Raw genomic sequence first — 17,785 nt, 5'->3', positions numbered from 1 at the left:
GTGAATATTTGTATTATGAACTCCGGTTTTGTTGATTTTTCTCTAGACGTCGATGCGTTATCTGGATCATTCTCCGGAGCAGCAGGAAGTTGCCTGAGCTTCAGATGAAGGGGCGGTGTATCGTGGGTCATGAATCCAGGGAAGTTTCAAGTCAAATGGCCTTGCCGCGCTGTGGCGTGAGAGAGGGTTTTTAATAAACTTTCGAAAGGATGCGTCATTTGAGTGAGCCTGGAATATGTACGGACCGAATAATATTTCTCATAAAGCCATTTTGAAATTTATTGCTCAACGCCCCTGGGTTGATCAAAAACTCCAGGAACTGAAGGTCAGGACTGTGAGTTCCAGGGCCGTGCTCGATGACGATCAAATATTTCATATCGGTCGCTTGCTCGACGATGAGGCTGTGGCAGTCGGCCTTGCCACCTGGGAGTTGATTTTGATACTGGAATCAGACACTCCTTGTGAGCTACTGGCGTCGCGGCTAAAGGCCCATCAGGAATTGGCGGAAATGGTCGATGTAGAGTGGAGTGTCTACTGTCAACTCAATGGTCTGGAATTTTAAGAGTGGCGGTTTTCTTCACGTCCCTGGTGACCAGGTTCAAGATCTGATCAGCCTTTCCAGGCCATGGCAAAGCCCGCTTGCCGGCGGGCTTCAGCTCAAAGGTCTAGTGCCCGGCGCTCTGCCCACCATCCACGTGCAGGATCTCACCCATCACAAACCCGGCCGACTCCAGGTAGACAATCGCCTGGACGATGTCGCTGATTTCCCCCATCCGCCCAACCGGATGCAGGCTGCCCAGCGCTTGGTGGGTTTGTTCAGCATGCATTGGTGTCTTGATGATCCCGGGGCTGACCGCATTGACCCGAATCCCGCGCTTGGCGTATTCGATCGCCAGGGACTTGGTCGCCGAATTGAGCCCGCCCTTGGTCAGCGACGCCAGCACCGAAGGCACCCCTTCAATCGCATGATCCACCAGGCTGGTGGTGACGTTGACGATATGACCCTTGCCTTGTTTCTCCATTTCAGTGATCGCCAACTGGGTAATGTAGAAGAACCCGTTCAGGTTCACCGACAGCACCTTGACGTAGTCTTCGTGGGTGTAGGCGGTGAACGGCTTGGCGACGAATATCCCGGCGTTGTTGACCAGGCTGTCGATGCGACCAAACCGGGTAACACCTTCACGGATGACACGCTCGGCGGTAGCCGGGTCGGCAATGTCACCGGCGACGATAAGGATGTCCGGATCAGTGGACGGCTTGACCGAGCGGGCGGTGGCGACTACCCGATAATCGAGATCACGGTAGGCCTTGACCAGCGCAGCACCGATACCTTGGGAAGCGCCGGTGACTACAACGACTTTTCTCGTATTGCTCATGATGAAACCTCGAATAGACAAATAAATGGGGTAGGGCGTGATCAATCAAGCGGCAGCGGAGCCTATTTCCCTGAGCATCCAGTCCGGCTTCGGAGGGTTTCGCGCTCGCTCAGGTTCTCGCCGTCGCTAAAAAAATCCGCGCTCATGACGGGGCTTGCCCCAGTTGCTGGCGGTACTGGGTGGTGCTGATACCGGCATAGCCCCAGTTATCGGTGTCGACTTCTTCGATCACGATGTGGGTCAGGTCCGGACGTTTGTTGAGCACCCGTCGCAGGGTTTCAGTGATTTCGGCAATCACCCGGGCTTTCTGCTCCGAGGTGACACCGTCACGGGTGATGCGCACGCTGACAAAAGGCATGACAAGTCTCCAGTGACCTGCCATCGGCATGATGGCAGGCAGTGGGGTCAATTTATTAGCTTGTAATGGATGGATAAAGGTGGGGTTTGGAACATTATTGATGACATGGTGTAATGAGTTTGGCGCTCGGCAATCGAGCTCGCTCACCCGGTTTGTGATCTATAGTTCTTAGCGGATCCGATGAGAATCTCATTCTCTCGGACGCTATCAGGAGCACCTGTCATCTCCTTGAGCCCCATTCTGTCGGATGCCGGCCAGCCTGGAGTATTGGTACAACGCAGGGAGCAGAGCATGTCGATCCAACGACCAAACGGACTGGGGTTGGCTCCTCGTATAGTCAGGTTGGCAGACGCCGTTGCCAGGAGTACCCACCGTCTTTTTCGGCATGGGCTCGATCAGGTCAGGGAAGCCTATATCCTGTTTCCCTTGCTGGCGGTTGGCCTGTTGCTGGTCATCTGGACGACAACGCTGTACCTCATCAGCAGTGAATTGGCGCGGGCACAGCGCGGCGCGGCCACGGCCAGCCTGGAGATCGGCGCCACCTACGAGGCACAGATGCTGCGTGCCGTTCACGAGATCGATCAAACCCTCAAACTGGTCAAATATACCTATGAGGCCGAGGGCGAGCGTAACCCACTGCCCAGGCTCAAGGAGCGGGCGTTGTTGCCGCCGCCCCTGTTGTTTGACGTCAGTGTGGCCAACCCGGACGGCAGTCTGGTGGCAAGCACACGGGCCAACGAAACCGATACTGTCCCTGACCCGGATGAGCAGCAGGCATTGCTGCACAACGATACGTTGTTGATCAGCCACCCCTGGAAAAACCCGCTGACCGGGGAATGGCGGTTGCGCTTCAGTCGTCGCCTCAATGCGCCGGACGGCAGGTTCTCGGGCATCGCCAGGGTCGAGGTCGACGCGGCCTATTTCGTCAGCAGTTATGACGCCTCGAAACTCGGTGACCGGGGCGTACTCGGCCTGTTGGGCACCGACGGCATTTTCCGGGTGCGGCGTAGCGGGGACTCGCTGCTGGCCGGCGACAGCGTCGATTATGCGGGGCTGGTTCCGGACACCGAGGACACCCAGGCGCTGCTGGCAACCAATACCTGGGACGGCGTGCGCCGCTACACCAGCGCCCGCCAGCTCTATGACCTGCCCCTGGCAGTGATTGTCGGGTTGTCCGAAGAAGAACAACTGGCAACGGTGACCGGGCAGGCACATACCTATTTGTGGCGGGCCACCGGCGGCAGCCTGCTGCTGGTGTTGCTGGTCGGCCTGCTGAGCCGGATGAGCTGGCAGCTCGCGCAAAGCCGCTTGCGTACGGCCGAAGCCCAGGCCCAACTGGTCGCCGTTGCGCGCCAGGCAGGCATGGCGGAAATCGCCACCAATGTCCTGCATAACGTGGGCAATGTGCTCAATAGCGTGAATGTCTCCGCCGAAGTGATTACCCGCAAGCTGCGCACCAGCAAAGCCTTGGGGCTGAGCAAAGCGGTGCAGTTGATGAACGCGCATGCCGCGGACCTGGGGCATTTCATTTCCCAGGACGAGAAAGGCAAGCTGCTGCCGGGCTATCTGAACCAGTTGGTGGACGCTTTGGCGGTCGAACAAAAGAGCATGGCCGACGAACTCGAGCAATTGACCCAAAGCATCGATCACATCAAGGAAATCGTCGCGGCCCAGCAGTCTTATTCAGGGGCCTCCAGTTTCGCCGAGACCGTGCAGGTCCCGCAGTTGATAGAGGATGCGCTGCGCATGAATGCCAGCTACCTCGCCGCCCGCCAGGTCACCGTGGTGAGAGAGTTTGCCGAAACGCCCGGTTTGCAACTGGACAAGCACCGCCTGCTGATGATCCTGGTCAACCTGATAAAAAATGCCGGCGGCGCGATGGACAATCCTGCCGACCGACCTCCGCTGATTACACTGCATACCGAGGTGCTGCCGGAGCAGACCCTGGTCATCAAGGTGATCGACAATGGCGAGGGTATTGCCGCGGAGAATCTGACGCGGATTTTTGCCCACGGATTCACCACACGCAAGGAAGGTCATGGTTTTGGATTGCACAGTTGCATCCTGGCGGCCATGGAGATGGGCGGGGTCTTGAAGGTCCACAGCGACGGGCCGGGACAAGGGGCGATCTTCACCCTGGAGCTGCCCCTCAAGGCCTGGACCCCGACAGCGCTTGCATAAGCCGGGCGTACGGGGTTTTGTCGTCTACAATTTCGTTCGTGGCATCGCTGGATTCTATTGAGCCAACGTTACAAGGAATAGAACGAATGGCCGCAGTCCTCTTCTGCAACCCATCAGTCAATCCCGGGACTCTTTCCAGGGCGAAAGCCTGCCTGGATATCTTCGCTCCCCTGATACGGCTGCGTTGATCCCATGATGCCAAGACTCAACAGACTGGCCCTGGCGGTGATGACGTTGTATGTCTCCGGCGCCAACGCCGATGACGCCACGCTGCCGACGTTTTCACTCAGCAGTTTCGGTACGGTCGGTATCGTTCACTCCAGCGAGAAAAACGCCGACTTCACCTCCAGCTTCTACAAACCCAACGGTGCCGGTCACACCCGTAACTGGGATGCCGATGTCGACAGCTTGATCGGTGCGCAGGTGAGCGCCAACTTTACCCCGCAGCTCTCGGCGGTGCTACAGGTCATCTCGGAGCAGCTTTACGATGACAGCTACCGTCCCGCCGTCGAGTGGGCGAACTTCAAGTATCAGTTTTCTCCCGATTTCAGCGTGCGTGTCGGGCGTACAGTGCAGCCGGCGTTCCTGCTCTCCGATAGCCGAAAGGTGGGATACACCCTGCCATGGGTGCGCCCGCCGGGAGAGGTCTATAGCCTGATACCGGTCACCAGCACCGATGGCGTCGACCTCAGCTACCGGCTGCACTTCGGGGATCTGACCAATACCGTGCAGGGCAATGTCGGCCAGGGCGATTTTCGCATGCCCGCCAACACGGGCAGGACCTTGAGCCGGGACGCCTGGGGCATTTCCAATTTGACCGAATACGGGGCCTTGACCACCCGCATCACCTACCAGAAAACCCACCTGACCGTAGAGTCGTTCAATCCACTTTTCGACAGTTTCAGGGGCTTTGGCGAGGAGGGCAATGCTATCGCGGATCACTATGATTCCAAGGACAAGCCCTTTGAATTCGTCGGTGTGGGGGCGATCTATGACCCGGGCAGGTGGTTCGTCATGGGTGAATGGGGGCATTTCGACAGTCATTCGGTCATCGGAGCGATGAGCGCCTGGTATGTCAGCAGTGGCTACAGGATCAACGCGTTCACCCCCTATGTCACTTATGCGCGATCAAAGACAGTGAGCGAAACCTCCACCACAGGCCTGCCCACCTCGACGTTGCCGCCCGCCTTGGCGGGGGCCGCCACCGACCTCAACAGTGCGCTCAACACCCTGCTGGTATCGAACAGCGGCCAGCACACCCTGTCCGTCGGCATGCGCTGGGATTTCATGCAGAATATGGATGCCAAGTTGCAGTACGACTACACGCGCCTGAACAGCAACGCCATTGGCCCGTTGATCAATCTCCAGCCGGGCTATGAACCGGGAGGTTCGTTCAACCTGATCAGCCTCGCTGTCGATTTTGTCTTCTGATGGCGCCGATCATGGGATTTCTCAAACGTGCCGGTTGCACGGTGGCAGGGGGCGTCCTGTGTCTGTGCAGCACGCTCGCCATGGCCGAGGTGGTGGTGGTTGTCTCCGCCGCCGGCCCGGTGCAGGCGTTGACGCGCAATCAGGTAGCGGACATCTTCCTGGGCAAGAGCAATCGTTTTCCCAGCGGCAAGCCGGCCATTCCAATCGACCAGGCGGAAGGTTCCGCGGTCCGTGATGAGTTCTATAGCACCTTCACCGGCAAGTCGGCGGCGCAGCTCAAGGCACACTGGTCGAAAATCATTTTTACCGGCCGGGGCCAGCCGCCGGAAGCGCTTTCCAATAGCGCGGAAGTGAAAAAGCGTATTGCCGGGAATCCCGACAGCATCGGTTATATCGAGGCCGGTGAAGTGGATGCGAGCGTCCGGGTGCTGCCTCCCGCCCCATGATGACGTTACCTGCCGGGCGCCTTGTTGGCCGCCTGCGCCTGGAGCAATTCCCCGAACTGATCGGCGGGCACCGGCTTGTTGAAGTAGAAACCCTGGAATTCGTCGCAGGCGTTGTCACGCAGGAAATCGGCCTGCTCGCGGGTTTCCACCCCTTGAGCGACCACCGTCAGACTGAGGGTTCGCCCCATCGCGATAATGGCCTCGGTCAGGGCCTTGTCTTCCTCCACGCTGGTGACGTCACGGATAAACGAACGATCGATCTTGATCGAGTCGAGTGGGAACTGCTTGAGCGCCGAGAGCGAAGAGTAGCCAATTCCGAAATCATCGATGGCGATCCGGACCTTCAGCTTTTTAAGCCCGTTCAACACCCGCAGCGCTCGTTTGACATCCTGCATGAGCAGGCTCTCGGCAATTTCCAGTTCCAGCAAGCCGGCTTCCATGCCGGTTTCGGTCAGTATCGCGGCGAGGTCGGTGAGTAGATTGTCATCGACAAACTGACGGGCTGTCAGGTTCACGGCGATCCCCAGATGCGGCAGCCCCTGCTGTTGCCAGGCGATGTTCTGCAGGCAGGCGGTTCTCAGTACCCATTTGCCGATGGGGATGATCAAGCCGGTTTCCTCGGCGACGGGGATAAATTGCATGGGAGCTATCAGCCCAAGGTCCGGGTGTTCCCAACGCAACAGCGCTTCCATGCCGGTAATCCGACCACTGCGGATATCGCGCTTGGCCTGATAGTGGAGGCGGAACTCGTGACGTTCCAAGGCGTGGCGCAAGCCCAGTTCCAGGGTCAACCGTTCCAGCGACTCGGCGTTGAGTTTCTCGGAGTAGAACTGGAAGTTGTTCTTACCCTGTTGCTTGGCCTGATACATGGCGATATCGGCATGTTTGGTCAGCGTCTGTTCGTCCAGGCCGTCCTGCGCATAGAGGCTGATGCCGATGCTGGCGGTCACCCGGTACTCGCGCCCCTGAAGGTTGAAGGGTTTGGCAATGGCGGAGAGGATTTTCTGCGCGGTGTTCGCCACATACTTGGCCTCGGACAGTTCCGGCAGCAAGACCACGAATTCGTCACCACCCAGGCGGGCGACGGTATCGCTGGCGCGAAGGCAGGCCTTGAGACGGATCGCGACTTCCTGCAGCAGTTGGTCACCGGCATGGTGGCCCAACGTGTCATTGATGTATTTGAAGCGGTCGAGGTCCAGGAACAGCACCGCCAGTTGTCGATGATAACGGCGCGCTTCACTGATGTTCTGGCTCAACAGTTTGCTGAACAGACTGCGATTGGGCAGCGCCGTGAGACCGTCGTGATAGGCGAGGTACTCGACGCGCTCGGCATAGGCCACTTTGTCTTCGGCGGCGCGCAAGCGACTTTGCGCCAGCTGCCAGTTCATACGGCTCAGCAGGCCGGCCAGGAGCACCAGCAGCAGACTGCCGGCGGCGGCCCGCCACAGGTAGGTCTGCGCTTGCCGGGTCACGGCGGCCAGGCGTTCTTCGGCGGACAGTCCGACAATCACCGCCAGGGGAAAGTCATAGAGCTGGCGTACGCTGGTATAGCGCCGTACGCCATCCCAGGCATTGGTAGAGAGCCGCGCTTGGGTGTCCTCGGTGTTGGGGGCCAGTGTCGCGTAGTCGACGGCGTCGCCGGCCAGCACCGACTCCCCGCTGCGTCGTACCCGGAAGATGCCATCGGTGCCCAGGAGTCCGAGCACGCCGCGGTCGCCGAGTTTCGAGTCGTCATAACTGCTGACGAAGTAAGCCGCATCGACCTCGACCCGGGCAATGCCCGAGAACGTGCCGTTCGCCGCGTTGAGTCGCCGGCTGAAGCGCAGCCGCCACTCTCCCGTCAAGGGGTTTTTCCAGGGGCGACTGATCAACAGCGTATCGTTGTGCCGCAGCGTCTGCTGTTCATCCGGTTCGGTGATAGTTCCCGCCTCGTTGGCGCGCGTGCTCGCCACGGGCTCACCATCCGGGTTGACCACACTGACGTCAAACAACAGGGCCGGCGGCAACAAGGCTCGTTCCTTGAGCCTGGGCAGTGGATTACGCTCACCCTCGGTTTCATAGGTGTATTTGACCAGCTTGAGGGTTTGGTCAATTTCACGAACGGCGCGCAACATCTGCGCTTCGTAGGTGGCGCTGATCTCCAGGCTGGCGGTGGCGGCGCCGCGTTGCGCCCGGGTCTGTTCCAGCTTGATCAGATAGAGGCTGGCCGACCAGATGGCCAGCACCAGCAGGGCGGCCAGTAGCGGGAATAAGATGTAGGCTTCCTTGATCGGCTCCAGCGCTCGCCGAAAGAGGTTGTTGCGGGGCTTGGAAGGGGTGTCTACGGGCGTTGCGCTACCGGGAGCCGACCTCAGTCCGTTTGTCCGTTGGATCGACATGCAGTGCTCCCTGCGTTGTACCAACACTCTAGGCTAGCGGGTATCCGACGGGATCAGGGCGCGAGGAGGGGGAATCGATGCTCCTTGTAGCGTCCGAGCGAAAGAGATTATCAACTGATCCGCTAGGAACTATAGACTACAGACGCACATCGCCTGTTCCTCAGTCGCGCATGCTACTCAGATACTCAAACAACTTGGCTGCCTCCGGGGCCGGTTGCACCGCATCCCTGACCGCGACAAACAAGGTGCGCCGCGCTCAGTCGTCGCTCAAGTCGATGGCTATCAGGCAAGTGCCGAGCAATTCGCTGGGTAGCGCCTGCAGCGGCGGGATCCCCCGCCCGGCTTCGATATGCCGGATGGGTCACGCAGCGGATCTCCGCACTTTTATAAAGCGCCAGCAGTCGACCTTTGCACCAGTCGGAGGCGCTCAGCCATGGCAATCCCGATTGATTTTCCCGGCAATTCGCCTTAGCGTTTTGTGCCGTCGACTGGCACAAAGGCTGCAAGGCTCGCTCCAGGTTCACCGGGAATGTATTTCCGCGAACAGCTTCCTCGGTCAACGACGATCGATTGGCCAAATAGGCCAGGGCAATTTTCAACACGCATAGCATAAGAACAGGCAAAGGCGCCTGGAACCGCAAGGTTTCAGGCGTTTTTTTTTGCCTTTTTAATCGTGAACAGTATCGGAGTCTCCTATGAAAACCGCCGCACAGCTGCTGAAGCTCAAGATCGTGCAAAACCAGCAGGTGCATAGCATCGCGCCCGACCAGATGGTGCTCGAAGCGCTGAAGCTGATGGCCGAAAAGAACGTCGGCGCTCTACCCGTCATTGAGGCGGGGCAGGTGATCGGGGTGATCAGCGAGCGGGACTATGCGCGCAAGGTCGTTCTACAGGGGCGGTCTTCGGTGGGGACAGCGGTCAGGGACATCATGAGCGCGCCCGTGGTGACGGCCGACAGTCAGCAGAGCATCGAGCGCTGCATGGCGGTGATGACCGACAGTCATCTGCGCCATCTGCCGGTAATGGACGGCGGGCAATTGATTGGCCTGTTGTCGATCGGTGATCTGGTCAAGGAGGCCATCGCCGAGCAGGCCGACCTGATCCGGCAGCTGGAGCACTACATTCGCGGACATTGAAGCGATCCTGGAGCAAACGGATCGAAGGTTTCTGGGGCACGAAGTTTTCAAATGTGCTGCCCGGCGGGCAGGTATTAATCGGAGAACATTTGATATGGCCAAGCTAAGCACGGCACAACGTATTGTCATCGGCTTTGCAATTGCCCCGTTGCTACTGACGGGCCTGGTGTTGTACGCGTTGCACGATCTGGCAACGCTCAAGGACCAGTCGATGGTGATCGTCAAGCAGGACTGGCCGAAGATCGCCCCGATCATGGTGATTGCCACGGGGGTACGGGACAATGGCAGGAACACCCGGGATCTGCTGCTCGACAAAGACAACCAGCAAGCACAGCAGTCCATCGATAGCACCAGAAAACGCATCAGCCAGGCTTTTGAAGTCCTTGAGCCATTGCTCGATACGCCAGCAGGCAAGGTCGCCTATGCCAACCTGAAAAAGAATCGCGAGGCTTATGTCGCCGCGTTCACCCAGGTGCAGGTGTTGATCAAGCAAGGCGCTCCCGAGGCGGCGATGACCCAGTTGAAACAGCAAGTCATTCCCGCCGAACAGCAGGTTTATCAAAGCCTGGATGCCTTGATGGCGCTGCAAGGGCAGATCTTTATCGATCGTGAACGTTCGGCCGGCGAACTGTACAGCGATGCGCGCCGGAACATGCTCGGTTTGTTTGTACTCTGCCTGGTCTCGGTCACTGCCGCGGCGGTCATCGTCACGCGCAGCGTCACCCGGCCCTTGGGGGGGGAGCCCGATATGGCCGCGCAAGTCTTGAGTCAAATCGCCCAAGGCGATCTGACGATCCAGGTGCCCGTGCAGGCCAGTACCGAGGGCAGCATGATGATGAACATGCATCGGATGCAGCAAAGCCTGAATGCGATGGTCAAGCACATTGCCGCGTCGGTCGATAGCGTCGCCAGTTCGTCAGAACAGATGGGCGTGGTCAGCCACCAGACCCGCAACAGTTTGCAGTTGCAGGGCCAGGAGATCGAGCAGGCCGCGGCGGCGGTCAATCAAATGACCGCGGCGGTCGATGAAGTCGCGCGCAATGCGGTCAGTACCAGCGAGGCATCACGGATCTCCGAGCAAACCGCCCGGCGCGGCCGTGAACAGGTGCAGGAAACGGTGGCCTCGATCGGCACGCTGGCGGACGGCATGACCGATACCTCCCAGCGTATCCAGCAATTGGCCGGGCGCGTGCAGGATATCAGCACGGTGCTGGACGTGATTCGCAGTATTGCCGAGCAAACCAATCTGCTGGCCCTCAACGCGGCGATTGAAGCGGCCCGTGCCGGTGAGGCCGGCCGTGGCTTTGCGGTGGTTGCCGATGAGGTGCGGGCGCTGGCCCATCGCACCCAGGTCTCGACCCGGGAGATCGAGCAGATGATCGGCAATGTGCGCCAGGACACCGGGCAGGCGGTAAATGCCATGCACAGCAGCCGCCAGTTGGTGCAGGCCACCCTGGAAGTCGCGCAACGCTCCGGTGAGGCACTGGAAGAAATCACTCGGTCGATCTCGCAGATCAACGAGCGCAACCTGATGATCGCCAGCGCCACGGAAGAGCAGGCCTTGGTGGCTCGCGAGGTGGATCGCAATCTGGTGGGGATTCGTAATCTGTCCGAGCAGGTCTCGCAAGGCGCCCGGCAGACTCATACCGCCGGTCTGGAGTTGGCGCAGATGGCCGGTGCCCTGCACAAGACAGTCGCGTGTTTCAGAACCTGAACAAGCGGGCGCGGGCGGCGGAGCTTTGCCTGTGGGGTGAAGTTCTGTCGCGATGTTAAAAAATGTTATTTTGAAAAACAGCTTCACATATTCTGATCATTGGGGGAATATCCGCTCAACCTGATGGAGTCCTCCCATGAATAACAAAAATGTCGGTGTAGTCGGTCTGGGCGCGATGGGGCTGGGCATTGCCCGCTCGCTGTTGCGCAGCGGTTTCAATGTGCATGCCTGCGATGTGCGGGCGGCGGTAACGCAACAGTTTGCCGGCGAGGGTGGAGTGGCTTGTTCGTCGCCCGCGCACATGGCCGGTGAGTGTGATGTGCTCATTACGGTCGTGGTGAATGCCGAGCAGACCGAGATCGTCCTGTTTGGCGAAGGGGGCGCCGTAGCGGCGCTGCGTCCTGGCAGCCTGGTCATCGGCTGCGCCACCGTGGCCCCGACCTATGCGGTGGATCTTGGCCAACGCCTGGCCGAGAAAGGATTGCTGTATCTGGATGCCCCCATCTCCGGTGGCGCGGCCAAGGCCGCCGCCGGCGAGATGACCATGATGACTTCGGGCCCGCTGGCGGCTTACGCCAAGGCCGAGGCGATCCTGGCGGGCATGGCCGGCAAGGTCTATCGCCTGGGGGATGCCCATGGCCTGGGTTCGAAGGTCAAGATCATCAACCAACTGCTGGCCGGGGTGCATATCGCGGCCTCTGCCGAAGCCATGGCCCTCGGTTTACGCGAGGGGGTCGATGCCGACGCGCTTTACGAAGTGATCACCCACAGCGCCGGTAACTCCTGGATGTTCGAAAACCGCGTGCCGCACATTCTCAAGGCCGACTACACGCCGTTGTCCGCGGTGGATATTTTCGTCAAGGACCTGGGGCTGGTACTGGATACCGCGCGGGCCAGCAAATTCCCGCTGCCGCTGTCGGCGACCGCCCACCAGATGTTCATGCAGGCCTCCAGCGCCGGCTTCGGCCGCGAGGACGACTCGGCGGTGATCAAGATTTTCCCGGGCATCCAGCTGCCCACGGCCAGGACCGTGCCGGTTTGAGGAGCGCACAATGAATAACCGACCATTGCTGGGCTGCATCGCCGACGATTTCACCGGGGCCACCGACCTTGCCAATATGCTGGTGCGTGGCGGTATGCGCACTGTTCAGAGCATCGGTATCCCGAGTCGCGAAGTCGCCGCCGGGATCGATGCCGATGCGATCGTGATTGCCTTGAAGTCACGCACCACACCGGCCGCCGAGGCGGTCGGGGAGAGCCTCGCGGCGCTGGCCTGGCTACGCGAACAGGGCTGCGAGCAGATCTTTTTCAAGTACTGTTCGACGTTCGACTCCACGGCGGTCGGCAATATCGGCCAGGTCAGCGAAGCTCTGCTGGCGGCGTTGGGCAGCGACTTCACCCTGGCGTGCCCGGCGTTTCCGGAAAATGGCCGGACGATCTTTCGCGGCCACTTGTTCGTTCAGGATCAACTTCTCAACGAGTCGGGTATGCAGCATCACCCGCTGACGCCGATGAGCGATGCCAACCTGGTGCGGGTGCTGCAAGCGCAGACCGGCCTGAATGTCGGCCTGCTGCGCTATGACAGTATTGCCCGGGGCGCCGAACAGGTTCGTGCGCGCATCAGCGAATTACGTGCGCAAGGTGTTGGCATCGCCATTGCCGATGCCGTGTCGAACGAAGATTTGTACACCTTGGGCACGGCTTGCGCCGACCTGCCATTGCTGACCGGCGGTTCCGGGTTGGCCTTGGGCTTGCCGGAAAACTTCCGTCGCACAGGAAAGTTGCGCAACCTTGATGCGGCGCAATTGACGCCGGTTCCGGGCGGCGAAGTGGTACTGGCCGGTAGCGCTTCGCTGGCGACCAACGGACAAGTAGCGGCCTGGCTCGAAGCCGCGCGGCCGGCCCTGCGTATCGACCCACTGGCCTTGGCCGCCGGTGCGCCGGTAGTTGCGCAAGCTTTGGCGTTCGCCCGTGCGCACAAGGAAACCGTTTTGATCTATGCCACCTGTTCAGCGGAAGAGGTCAAGGTGGTGCAACAGCAACTGGGGGGCGAACGGGCCGGTAGCCTGGTGGAAAACGCTTTTGGTGAAATCGCCGATGGGCTGCTCCAGAGCGGTGTGCGGCGCTTCGTGATTGCCGGTGGCGAAACCTCGGGCGCGGTGGTGCAAGCCTTGGGCGTGCAGCTGCTGCGCATCGGCGCGCAGATCGATCCCGGGGTGCCGGCGACGGTCAGCAGCACCGCTGAACCGCTGGCGTTGGCCCTCAAGTCGGGCAACTTCGGCGGACGCGACTTCTTCTACAAGGCCTTGAAGCAGCTTGCTCGGACTGGAGAGGCGCAATGACTCATGAAAACGCCTTGCGTGACGAAATCTGCGAGGTCGGCCGCAGCCTTTACGCGCGCGGTTATACCGTTGGCAGCGCGGGCAATATCAGTGCGCGGCTGGACGATGGTTGGTTGATCACGCCGACTGACGTCTGCCTTGGTCGCCTCGACCGGGCGATGATTGCCAAGGTCAACCTGGCCGGTGAATGGCTGTCCGGGGACAAACCCTCGAAGACCCTGGCGCTGCATCGCCAGGTCTATGACCGTAACCCCAGTGTTGGCGGTGTGGTTCACACCCATTCCACCCATCTGGTCGCCTTGACCCTGGCGGGCGTCTGGCAAACGGACGACATTCTGCCGCCGCTGACGCCATATCAGGTCATGAAGGTCGGACATATCCCGTTGATCGGTTATCAGCGCCCCGGCTCGCCGAAAGTGGCCGAACAGGTCGCGCAACTGGCCAACCGCGTGCGCGGCGTGATGCTTGAACGGCTGGGCCCGGTGGTCTGGGAGACTTCGGTGTCCAAGGCCAGCTATGCCCTGGAAGAACTCGAGGAAACCGCGCGGCTCTGGCTGATGAGCAATCCCAGGCCCGAGCCGCTCGATCAGGCGGCGCTGGACGAGCTGCGCGAGACCTTCGGCGCGCATTGGTAGAACGCGGTTTTTAGCCCGACAACAGATCGATAACGCAGGCCCTGTCCGGGAGACGCGCAGCGACTCCTGATGGCCCCGGCTTGCCAAAAAAACAATAACAACAGGAAATCCAAGCATGTTTGACCTTCACGGCGGCAACTTCAGATCCAGTGGCGCACGCGCTGCGTGCACCCAACGCGGAGGGTTGCGCAAATGAGCCCGTTAATCCTGATGGTGACCGCCGGAGCGGGCATCGCGCTATTGTTGTTCCTGGTGCTCAAGTACAAGTTCCAGCCCTTTGTCGCCTTGATGCTGGTGAGCATTCTGGTGGCGTTGGTGGCCGGGGTGAAGCCGGCCGAGCTGGTGGCTACCATTGAAGGCGGGATGGGCAAGACCCTGGGGCATATCGCGATCATCATCGCCCTGGGGGCGATGATCGGGCGGATCATCGAGCTCTCCGGTGGTGCCGAGGCCCTGGCCAAGACGCTGATCAGCCGTTTCGGCAACCGGCGCACCCCCCTGGCGTTGACGATTGCCGGCTTTATGGTCGGGGTGCCGGTGTTCTTCGAGGTCGGCGTGATCATCCTGATGCCGTTGGCCTATGGTGTCGCTCGCAGTGCGCGCAAACCGCTGTTGGTGTTCGCGCTGCCGATGTGCGCGGCGCTCTTGACCGTGCACGCGTTCCTGCCACCACATCCGGGTGCGGTGGCCGCTGCCGGCCAGTTGGGCGCCGACCTCGGGCGTGTGCTGATGTTCGGCCTGCCGATCACTGCGCTGCTGTGCTATGTCGGCTACCGCGTGGCCGGGCACATGACCCGTCGGGTGTACCCGATGACCGATGATATCCGTGCCGAGGTCTACGGCCCGCATGTCACCAACGAAGACTTGGCCGCCTGGGCCAATGGCAACGACAGCGGCACTGTGCAAGCTGCCGTTGCCGTGTCGCACATGGGCCTGGAAGAGTCCACCAGCAACCTCGTCGCCAAGTTGCCGCCGGCACCGCCGCCGGGTTTTGGACTGATTGTCGGCCTGATCCTGCTGCCGATCCTGCTGATTTTGCTGGGCACCCTGGCCACCTCGTTATTGCCCGCCGATTCGACCCTACGCAGCATCATGACCGTACTCGGCGCGCCGCTGGTAGCGCTGCTGCTCGACACCCTGCTGTGTGCCTGGTTACTCGGTTCGCGGCGGGGCTGGAGCCGGAGCCAAGTGTCCGATGTGATCGGTTCGGCTTTGCCCGGAGTGGCGATGGTGATCCTGATTGCCGGGGCCGGTGGGGTCTTCGGCAAGGTCCTGGTGGACACCGGCATTGGTGCGGTGGTCTCCGATATGTTGCGCAGCACCGGACTGCCAGTGCTTGCCCTGGGCTTTCTGCTGACCTTGCTGTTGCGCGCGGTACAGGGCTCGACCACCGTGGCGCTGGTAACCACCGCCGGTATCATCAGCCCGTTGATCGCGACCCTCAACCTCACGCCGAACCATATGGCCCTGCTGTGCCTGGCGATGGGTGGTGGCGGGTTGGCCATGTCCCATATCAACGATGCCGGCTACTGGATCTTCACCAAGCTGGCCGGGCTGAATGTCGCCGATGGCCTGCGCACCTGGACGCTGCTGACCACCTTGCTCGGCATGCTGGGTTTCTGTATTACCTTGTTGATCTGGCCGTTTGTCTGAGCCTTTATCCTGGGAGCTACCATGCCTCGTTTTGCTGCGAACCTCAGCATGCTTTACCCGCAATACGGGTTTCTGGAACGCTTCGCCGCGGCGTCCGCCGACGGTTTCGAGGCGGTGGAGTACCTGTTTCCCTACGACTACAGCGCGCAAGAGCTCAAGCAGCGCTTGAGCGACAACGGCCTGGTGCAGGCGCTGTTCAACGCGCCGCCCGGTGACTGGGCGGCGGGCGAGCGCGGCACCGTGTCGCTGCCGGGGCGCGAGCGTGAGTTTCGTGGCGGCTTTGACCGTGCCCTGGAGTATGCCGCGGTGCTGGGCAATTCACGCATTCACGTCATGGCCGGCCTGCTGCCTTCGGAGAGCGACCGGGCCCGGCATCACGGCATCTACCTGGAAAACCTCGCGTACGCGACCACCGAGGCCGCCAAGGTCGGGGTCACGGTGCTGCTGGAACCGATCAATACCCGTGACATGCCGGGTTTCTTCCTCAATCGCCAGGATCAGGCCCAGGCCATCCGCAAGGAAGTTGGCGCCCGCAACCTGAAGGTGCAGTTCGATTGTTATCACTGCCAGATCGTCGAAGGCGACCTGGCCAGCAAATTGCGCCGGGACTTCGAGGGTATCGGTCATATCCAGATTGCGGGTGTGCCGGACCGCCATGAGCCGGACCTGGGAGAGCTCAACTATCCCTATCTGTTCGAGTTGGTCGACCAGTTGGGGTATGACGGCTGGGTCGGCTGCGAGTACCGGCCGAAGGCTGACACCTCGGCGGGCTTGCAGTGGCTGCGGGACTGGAAGGCGCGCTAGGCGCAAGGCAACAGCAGTTCCACGCCTTGCTTGCGGATGCCGTCGGCCGCGGCGGCGGTCAGCGCGTCGTCGCTGAGAATGATGTCGAACTGCTCTAGGCCGGCGATCCGGTACATGCTGAAGGTGCCATACTTCGAACTGCTGGCCACCAGCACCGTTTGCGCGGCCGATTGCATCGCCACTTGCTTGACCTCGACCTTCAGCGCCGAAGGCGTGGTCAGGCCGCGCCGCAAATCCCAGGAACTGGTGGAGATAAAGGCGATATCGGTGACCATCTGGCGCAAGGTGGCGACCGCCAGGCCGCCAACGCAGGAATGGTTGGAGTGATCCAGCTGTCCCCCGGTATGGATGACCGTGACCTGGGGCGCGTCCATCAAGGCCTGGACAATACCGAAATCGTTGGTCACCACGGTCATGCCGCAGAGCGCCTTGACGTAGGGTACGATCTCCAGCGTACTGGTGCCCGCATCCAGGTAGATGGTCATATCGGCATGCAGCAGCCGGGCGGCGAGTTTCGCCATGGCCTGTTTCTGCGGCAACTCGACCACGGCCTTGAGCTGATGGCTGGGCTCACTGTGCAGCTGGCTGGCGATTCGTACGCCACCAGTGACCGAGTAGGCGCGACCTTCCTGCTCCAGCAAGGCAATGTCGCGGCGCACCGTCATGTGCGAGCACTCGAACATTTCCATCAACTGATGAACGCTCAGCACCTGGTGCTTGCGCAACTGGCGCAGCATCAATTCACGGCGCTGTTCAGGAATCATCGGTGCGCCGCTTTCGGCGGCGATGTCCTTTTGGCTAGGCATTCGGGCTCCACAATGAAGAAAACCGCCGACAAGAAAAGCGGGGCATCCATAGTAGCGAATCTGCGCCAAAGGAACGAGTTGTTGCGGTTCTCTAACGAAGAATGCCCCGTATCTTTCGATACGGGGCATTCTTTTTTATCTACCGGGACAAACCTTGATTACGCCTCGGGAATAGCCTGGAACGGCGACTCCTTATCCGTACGTTCCTTGCTGCTCCAGGCGGCGACACCGACCTTGATGGCATAGAACAGGATGCTGAAGACCACGAACAGGAACAGCGCGGTCAACGTAGCGTTGGTATAGGCATTGAAGATCACGTGCTGCATCTGGGTGATGTCCTTGGCCGGGGCGATCACCTGACCGGCGTCCAGCGCTACGCTGTATTTCTTCGCCAGGGCGAGGAAACCGATGGCCGGGTTGGCGTCGAACAGCTTGATGAAACCGGCGCTGGTGGTACAAATCAGCAACCAGGCGGCGGGCAGCAAGGTCACCCAGATATAGCGCTGGCGCTTCATCTTGATCAGC

The 17,785-nt window shown here is 60.5% G+C and carries 15 protein-coding genes and 1 pseudogene; 11 read left to right on the top strand and 5 right to left on the bottom strand.

Going from position 1 to position 17,785, the window contains the following annotated elements:
• Window positions 1–235 precede the first annotated feature (235 nt).
• The gene (locus M5B99_RS04260) at window positions 236–562 is read left to right on the top strand and encodes a DUF6388 family protein (RefSeq protein WP_248802801.1); all 327 of its coding nucleotides are present in this window, start codon (window positions 236–238) and stop codon (window positions 560–562) included.
• A 103-nt stretch (window positions 563–665) separates the two neighbouring features.
• Here M5B99_RS04260 and M5B99_RS04255 read toward each other — a convergent pair whose 3' ends face one another.
• Together M5B99_RS04255 and M5B99_RS04250 are read right to left on the bottom strand one after the other, a co-directional pair.
• Complete coding sequence (locus M5B99_RS04255) at window positions 666–1,376, bottom strand: SDR family NAD(P)-dependent oxidoreductase (protein WP_248802800.1); 711 nt, start codon at window positions 1,374–1,376, stop codon at window positions 666–668.
• 142 nt (window positions 1,377–1,518) lie between these two features.
• Window positions 1,519–1,734 (bottom strand): tautomerase family protein, encoded by a 216-nt coding sequence (locus M5B99_RS04250; protein ID WP_248802799.1) that lies wholly within the window; start codon window positions 1,732–1,734, stop codon window positions 1,519–1,521.
• Window positions 1,735–2,025: 291 nt separating this feature from the next.
• Here M5B99_RS04250 and M5B99_RS04245 point away from each other — a divergent pair, with 291 nt between their 5' ends.
• The 3 genes from M5B99_RS04245 (at window position 2,026) to M5B99_RS04235 (ending at window position 5,792) form a co-directional block, all read left to right on the top strand.
• The gene (locus tag M5B99_RS04245; protein ID WP_248802798.1) at window positions 2,026–3,915 is read left to right on the top strand and encodes an ATP-binding protein; all 1,890 of its coding nucleotides are present in this window, start codon (window positions 2,026–2,028) and stop codon (window positions 3,913–3,915) included.
• A 195-nt stretch (window positions 3,916–4,110) separates the two neighbouring features.
• Entirely contained in the window at window positions 4,111–5,346 is a 1,236-nt protein-coding gene (locus M5B99_RS04240; RefSeq protein ID WP_248802797.1) for a hypothetical protein, read from the top strand.
• An 11-nt stretch (window positions 5,347–5,357) separates the two neighbouring features.
• The gene (locus M5B99_RS04235) at window positions 5,358–5,792 is read left to right on the top strand and encodes a phosphate ABC transporter substrate-binding protein (protein WP_248802796.1); all 435 of its coding nucleotides are present in this window, start codon (window positions 5,358–5,360) and stop codon (window positions 5,790–5,792) included.
• A 5-nt stretch (window positions 5,793–5,797) separates the two neighbouring features.
• On the opposite strand, the gene M5B99_RS04230 is transcribed toward M5B99_RS04235, so the two are convergent.
• The gene (locus M5B99_RS04230; protein WP_248802795.1) at window positions 5,798–8,170 is read right to left on the bottom strand and encodes a putative bifunctional diguanylate cyclase/phosphodiesterase; all 2,373 of its coding nucleotides are present in this window, start codon (window positions 8,168–8,170) and stop codon (window positions 5,798–5,800) included.
• A gap of 695 nt (window positions 8,171–8,865) precedes the next feature.
• On the opposite strand from M5B99_RS04230, the gene M5B99_RS04225 reads away from it, so the two are divergent.
• The 7 genes from M5B99_RS04225 (at window position 8,866) to otnI (ending at window position 16,454) form a co-directional block, all read left to right on the top strand.
• Window positions 8,866–9,306 (top strand): CBS domain-containing protein, encoded by a 441-nt coding sequence (locus M5B99_RS04225; protein ID WP_248802794.1) that lies wholly within the window; start codon window positions 8,866–8,868, stop codon window positions 9,304–9,306.
• Between the two features lie 94 nt (window positions 9,307–9,400).
• Window positions 9,401–11,020 carry a methyl-accepting chemotaxis protein gene (locus M5B99_RS04220; protein ID WP_248802793.1) on the top strand — a complete coding sequence of 540 codons (1,620 nt, stop codon included), beginning with the start codon at window positions 9,401–9,403 and terminating at the stop codon, window positions 11,018–11,020.
• Window positions 11,021–11,156: 136 nt separating this feature from the next.
• Complete coding sequence (gene ltnD / locus M5B99_RS04215; protein WP_248802792.1) at window positions 11,157–12,062, top strand: L-threonate dehydrogenase; 906 nt, start codon at window positions 11,157–11,159, stop codon at window positions 12,060–12,062.
• A 10-nt stretch (window positions 12,063–12,072) separates the two neighbouring features.
• Window positions 12,073–13,362 carry a 3-oxo-tetronate kinase gene (otnK, locus tag M5B99_RS04210; RefSeq protein WP_248802791.1) on the top strand — a complete coding sequence of 430 codons (1,290 nt, stop codon included), beginning with the start codon at window positions 12,073–12,075 and terminating at the stop codon, window positions 13,360–13,362.
• Window positions 13,359–13,997, top strand: coding sequence for an aldolase (locus M5B99_RS04205; protein ID WP_248802790.1), 639 nt, complete (start codon window positions 13,359–13,361; stop codon window positions 13,995–13,997). Before otnK ends, M5B99_RS04205 begins: the two co-directional genes overlap by 4 nt.
• A gap of 192 nt (window positions 13,998–14,189) precedes the next feature.
• Complete coding sequence (locus M5B99_RS04200) at window positions 14,190–15,650, top strand: SLC13 family permease (protein ID WP_248802789.1); 1,461 nt, start codon at window positions 14,190–14,192, stop codon at window positions 15,648–15,650.
• Window positions 15,651–15,671: 21 nt separating this feature from the next.
• A complete protein-coding gene (otnI, locus tag M5B99_RS04195) occupies window positions 15,672–16,454 on the top strand; it encodes a 2-oxo-tetronate isomerase (RefSeq protein ID WP_248802788.1) in 783 nt (260 codons plus the stop codon).
• On the opposite strand, the gene M5B99_RS04190 is transcribed toward otnI, so the two are convergent.
• Together M5B99_RS04190 and M5B99_RS04185 are read right to left on the bottom strand one after the other, a co-directional pair.
• Complete coding sequence (locus M5B99_RS04190; protein ID WP_248802787.1) at window positions 16,451–17,260, bottom strand: DeoR/GlpR family DNA-binding transcription regulator; 810 nt, start codon at window positions 17,258–17,260, stop codon at window positions 16,451–16,453. The two genes, otnI and M5B99_RS04190, sit on opposite strands and share 4 nt — an antisense overlap.
• A gap of 158 nt (window positions 17,261–17,418) precedes the next feature.
• A pseudogene (locus M5B99_RS04185) lies at window positions 17,419–17,785 on the bottom strand (carbon starvation protein A); the annotation flags it as partial.

Origin of the sequence: Pseudomonas sp. MWU13-2100 (assembly GCF_023242365.1) — a bacterium.
Lineage (GTDB): Bacteria > Pseudomonadota > Gammaproteobacteria > Pseudomonadales > Pseudomonadaceae > Aquipseudomonas.
This window is presented reverse-complemented; position numbering and strand designations above follow the sequence as displayed.

Coding starts and splice junctions, on each gene's coding strand:
- M5B99_RS04260 (WP_248802801.1), top strand. CDS start 236: ATGTACGGACCGAATAATATTTCTCATAAAGCCATTTTGAAATTTATT.
- M5B99_RS04255 (WP_248802800.1), bottom strand. CDS start 1,376: ATGAGCAATACGAGAAAAGTCGTTGTAGTCACCGGCGCTTCCCAAGGT.
- M5B99_RS04250 (WP_248802799.1), bottom strand. CDS start 1,734: ATGCCTTTTGTCAGCGTGCGCATCACCCGTGACGGTGTCACCTCGGAG.
- M5B99_RS04245 (WP_248802798.1), top strand. CDS start 2,026: ATGTCGATCCAACGACCAAACGGACTGGGGTTGGCTCCTCGTATAGTC.
- M5B99_RS04240 (WP_248802797.1), top strand. CDS start 4,111: ATGCCAAGACTCAACAGACTGGCCCTGGCGGTGATGACGTTGTATGTC.
- M5B99_RS04235 (WP_248802796.1), top strand. CDS start 5,358: ATGGGATTTCTCAAACGTGCCGGTTGCACGGTGGCAGGGGGCGTCCTG.
- M5B99_RS04230 (WP_248802795.1), bottom strand. CDS start 8,170: ATGTCGATCCAACGGACAAACGGACTGAGGTCGGCTCCCGGTAGCGCA.
- M5B99_RS04225 (WP_248802794.1), top strand. CDS start 8,866: ATGAAAACCGCCGCACAGCTGCTGAAGCTCAAGATCGTGCAAAACCAG.
- M5B99_RS04220 (WP_248802793.1), top strand. CDS start 9,401: ATGGCCAAGCTAAGCACGGCACAACGTATTGTCATCGGCTTTGCAATT.
- ltnD (WP_248802792.1), top strand. CDS start 11,157: ATGAATAACAAAAATGTCGGTGTAGTCGGTCTGGGCGCGATGGGGCTG.
- otnK (WP_248802791.1), top strand. CDS start 12,073: ATGAATAACCGACCATTGCTGGGCTGCATCGCCGACGATTTCACCGGG.
- M5B99_RS04205 (WP_248802790.1), top strand. CDS start 13,359: ATGACTCATGAAAACGCCTTGCGTGACGAAATCTGCGAGGTCGGCCGC.
- M5B99_RS04200 (WP_248802789.1), top strand. CDS start 14,190: ATGAGCCCGTTAATCCTGATGGTGACCGCCGGAGCGGGCATCGCGCTA.
- otnI (WP_248802788.1), top strand. CDS start 15,672: ATGCCTCGTTTTGCTGCGAACCTCAGCATGCTTTACCCGCAATACGGG.
- M5B99_RS04190 (WP_248802787.1), bottom strand. CDS start 17,260: ATGCCTAGCCAAAAGGACATCGCCGCCGAAAGCGGCGCACCGATGATT.